This is a genomic window from Staphylococcus sp. McC-251-APC-3A2 (assembly GCF_009695665.1).
GTDB classification, from domain to species: Bacteria; Bacillota; Bacilli; order Staphylococcales; family Staphylococcaceae; genus Staphylococcus; species Staphylococcus cohnii.
In genome coordinates this window covers 1-1,040 of the sequence record NZ_VUNO01000022.1, presented here as the reverse complement: position 1 = coordinate 1,040, position 1,040 = coordinate 1, and the positions used below count along the sequence as shown (strand labels likewise).

1 protein-coding gene is annotated in these 1,040 nt (G+C 42.2%); it reads left to right on the top strand.

What is annotated here, in order from left to right:
- The coding region (locus FYJ81_RS12965) for an Ig-like domain-containing protein (RefSeq protein WP_229767964.1) at window positions 1-1,040 on the top strand (1,040 nt) is incomplete at both ends.

Below are 1,040 nucleotides of genomic sequence, written 5' to 3'. Positions count from 1 at the left end.
GCACCAACAGTGAAAGATGTAACAAGTGAAGATACAACAATTGGTGGCACAGCAGAACCAGGATCAACAGTCACAGTGACATTCCCAGATGGTACTACAGCAGAAAGTAAAGCAAATGACCAAGGTGAATATACAATTACTATACCTGAAAAAATAGATTTAAAAGGTGACGAAGAACTATTAATATCAGCGATGGATAGTAATGGAAATATCTCAGATTCTTTAACAACAACCGTTAAAGACACAACAGCACCAGAAGCACCGACGGTGAAAGACGTAACAAGTGAAGATACAACAATTGATGGCACAGCAGAGCCAGGATCAACGGTCACAGTAACGTTCCCAGATGGGACAACGGCAACGGGCACAACTGATGACCAAGGTAACTATACAATCGAAATTCCATCAGATGTGGACTTAGACGGTGGAGAAGACATTGTCGTAACAGCAACAGATAAAGATGGCAATACATCGTCAGAAGCAACGACAACAGTAGTAGACACGACAGCTCCATCAGCACCAACAGTGAAAGATGTAACAAGTGAAGATACAACAATTGGTGGCACAGCAGAACCAGGATCAACAGTCACAGTGACATTCCCAGATGGTACTACAGCAGAAAGTAAAGCAAATGACCAAGGTGAATATACAATTACTATACCTGAAAAAATAGATTTAAAAGGTGACGAAGAACTATTAATATCAGCGATGGATAGTAATGGAAATATCTCAGATTCTTTAACAACAACCGTTAAAGACACAACAGCACCAGAAGCACCGACGGTGAAAGACGTAACAAGTGAAGATACAACAATTGATGGCACAGCAGAGCCAGGATCAACGGTCACAGTAACGTTCCCAGATGGGACAACGGCAACGGGCACAACTGATGACCAAGGTAACTATACAATCGAAATTCCATCAGATGTGGACTTAGACGGTGGAGAAGACATTGTCGTAACAGCAACAGATAAAGATGGCAATACATCGTCAGAAGCAACGACAACAGTAGTAGACACGACAGCTCCATCAGCACCAAC